This is a genomic window from Streptomyces durocortorensis (genome assembly GCF_016901035.1).
GTDB classification, from domain to species: Bacteria; Actinomycetota; Actinomycetes; order Streptomycetales; family Streptomycetaceae; genus Streptomyces; species Streptomyces durocortorensis.
Genome location: NZ_JAFEUF010000444.1, coordinates 1 through 2,575 on the forward strand (window position 1 = coordinate 1; position 2,575 = coordinate 2,575).

The following is a 2,575-nucleotide window of genomic DNA, read 5'->3' on the forward strand; positions in this document are numbered from 1 at the left end:
CCGCCCCCCGCTTTTTGCCACCCCCGCCGCGCCGGCGTGTGGTTCACATTTTTTTTTTTCTCCCCCCCCCCCCCCCCCCCCCCCTTTCCCCCTGTCTCGTGGGCGCGGAGACGCGTCACCCAGCCCCCGGGGCGCGGGCGCGGCGGGCGGCCCGGGAGCGTCGGGAGTGGTGGTGCGTTCCGGTCGCGGTGCTGCTGGCGGTGCTGGGAGGTTCGGTGCTGCCGCTGGGTGGGGGAGCCGTGGCGGTTCCGTTGGTACGCCGGTGGCTGCGGAGGCGGGCCGGGGCGGGGGAGGCGGAGAGGGCCGCGGCCGCGGTGGCGGCGCTGTGCGGAGCCGTGGTCGGGGAGCTGCGGGCCGGCCGCGAGCCGGGACAGGCGCTGCTGGTCGCCCTGCGCGAAGGCCTGGCGCAGGACGGCCTGTTGGCGACGGCCTCTTCCGGCAGCCGGCTGGGGGAGGCGGAGGCCGCGGTGCTGGCGGCGGCGCGGTTCGGCGGCGACGTGCCGAGCGCCCTGCGGCAGGCGGCGGAGGGTCCGGGGCTGGGCGGTCTGTCCGGGATGGCCGCGTGCTGGCGCGTGGCCGTGGACGGCGGGGCCGGCCTGGCGACCGGGCTGGAGCGCCTGGAGGCCGCCCTGCGGGATGACCGGCGCAGACGGGAAGAGTTGCGCGCCCAGTTGGCGGGGGCGTGGTCGACGGTCGTGGTCCTGGCGCTGCTCCCGGTCGCGGGTCTGGGGCTGGGAGCGGCTCTCGGCGCCGAGCCCCTGCGGGTACTGCTGCACACCCCGGGTGGCCTGGCCTGTCTGGCGGTGGGCGCGTCCCTGGAGGCGGTCGGGCTGTACTGGGCCTGCCGGATCGTGCGCGGAGGGGAGGCGGCGTGAACGCGGTGCGCGGGGAAGTTCTCCACAGCCTGGGGATGTCTGCGGCGGTGCTGGGACTGGTGGTGCAGCTGACAGCCGTGATCGCCGCCGGATATCGGAAGCGAGCGGTTCGTGGGCGGGGCGCGCTGTTGTTGGGGGCGGTCGCGGCTCCACGGCCCGGCAGTCGGGGCAGGCTGGCCGCACGGTTCCGGCCGAGCGGTGGTCCGGGCCTTGCCGAGGCCGCTCGGCAGTGGGCGGCTCCGGCCGGGGCCTGGCTGACCGGATGGATTCTGGTCGGCGGTGTGACGGGCTGCGCGCTCGGTGCGGCCGCGGCGTACGGGACGTGGCGGTGGCAGCGAGCCCGACCCCGGAGCCGTCCCGGTGGTGGCCATCCGGAGCGTGCCGTGATCGCCGGGCAGCTGCCGCTGGCCGCGGATCTGCTGGCCGCCTGTATCGCGGTGGGGGCCGGCCCCCGGGAGGCGGCCGAGGAAGTGGGCCGGTCCATCGGCGGCCCGGTCGGAGACCGGCTCGCCCGAACAGCCGCCGAGATCCGCCTCGGCGGCGAACCTGCCGAGGCGTGGGGCCGGTTCGGGGAGATACCGGGAGCGGGCCCGCTGGCCCGCTGTCTGCACCGGGCAGGTGCGACGGGGGCCCCGGCGGCGGAGCCGGTTGCCCGGCTGGCCGAGTCGATGCGCGCCGAGCGAGCCGCTGCGGCGGTGGCGCGGGCGCAACGGGCCGGGGTGCTGATCACCGCGCCGGTCGGCCTCTGCTTCCTCCCCGCCTTTCTGGCGGTCGGGGTGGCGCCGGTGATCATCGGCCTGGCCGGCGACCTGCTGGCCACCGGTGGTCCGGGCCGGTGAGGCTGCGCGCGATCCACGGCCGAGGGCGACCTCTCGGCCATTCACTTTCGCTGTCACTCACGGGTGCTCCGTTCGGGCACCCGAACGCCATCGATGCTCATCGGGGGATGAAATGGAAACGAAGTTCTGGGACCGGGCCGTCGCCGCTCTGCGGGGGAGCCGACTGTTCACGAGGACGCCGGACCGGCCGGCGTGGTCCGCACGGTGGGCGGGGCGGCTCGGCCGGTCCGATCAGGGGATGACCACCTCCGAGTACGCGGTGGGAACGATCGCGGCGTGTGCCTTCGCGGCGGTGCTCTACAAGGTGGTGAACAGCGGGCCGGTGATGTCGGCGCTGCAGTCACTGGTCGAGGACGCGCTCGATGCGAAGTTCTGAGGTTCGGCCGGCCCCCTTCCCTGGGGCCTGGTTCACGGGATCGTGCCGGTGCCTCTCCCGGTGCCTCCCCGGGGGGCGGCACCGGGAGCGGGCCCCGCGCGCCGTGGGGCGCGGCGACCGGGGGGCGGTGACGGCGGAGGCTGCGGTGGTGATCCCGGTGTTGGTGGCGTTCGCCATGGCGCTGCTCTGGGCGTTGACGGCCGTCTCGGACCAGATCCGGTGCGTGGACGCGGCACGGGCGGGGGCCCGGGCCGCAGCCCGTTCGGAACCGGAGGCGGCGGTGCTGGACACCGCGCGTGACGCGGCGCCCGCCGGCGCCCGGGTCGAGGTGGGGCGGGCGGGAGACCTGTGGCGCGTCCGGGTGGAGGCGCCGACCCAGGGGCCGGGCGTGCTGGCCCTGACGTTGAGCGCCGAGGCGGCTGCCCTCGCGGAGGACACGGTGGGGAGTGCTGGGCCATGAGGGCGAGGGAGACCGGGGGCCGGGG

Annotated in this window: 4 protein-coding genes; all 4 read left to right on the top strand. The window is 76.6% G+C overall.

From position 1 onward, the window contains the following. Positions 1 to 98 precede the first annotated feature (98 nt). A complete protein-coding gene (locus JS521_RS35205; protein WP_307848010.1) occupies positions 99 to 875 on the top strand; it encodes a type II secretion system F family protein in 777 nt (258 codons plus the stop codon). A gap of 35 nt (positions 876 to 910) precedes the next feature. Then, positions 911 to 1,714 (top strand): type II secretion system F family protein, encoded by an 804-nt coding sequence (locus JS521_RS35210; RefSeq protein ID WP_205086922.1) that lies wholly within the window; start codon positions 911 to 913, stop codon positions 1,712 to 1,714. Between the two features lie 112 nt (positions 1,715 to 1,826). Next, positions 1,827 to 2,090 carry a DUF4244 domain-containing protein gene (locus JS521_RS35215; RefSeq protein ID WP_205086923.1) on the top strand — a complete coding sequence of 88 codons (264 nt, stop codon included), beginning with the start codon at positions 1,827 to 1,829 and terminating at the stop codon, positions 2,088 to 2,090. 127 nt (positions 2,091 to 2,217) lie between these two features. Next, on the top strand, positions 2,218 to 2,550 hold the full coding sequence (locus JS521_RS35220; protein ID WP_205086924.1) for a TadE family type IV pilus minor pilin: 333 nt from the start codon (positions 2,218 to 2,220) through the stop codon (positions 2,548 to 2,550). Positions 2,551 to 2,575: the final 25 nt, after the last annotated feature.

Bases quoted from the DNA above. Each gene is read 5' to 3' on its own strand.
- JS521_RS35210 (WP_205086922.1), top strand. From the start codon at position 911: ATGTCTGCGGCGGTGCTGGGACTGGTGGTGCAGCTGACAGCCGTGATC.
- JS521_RS35215 (WP_205086923.1), top strand. From the start codon at position 1,827: ATGGAAACGAAGTTCTGGGACCGGGCCGTCGCCGCTCTGCGGGGGAGC.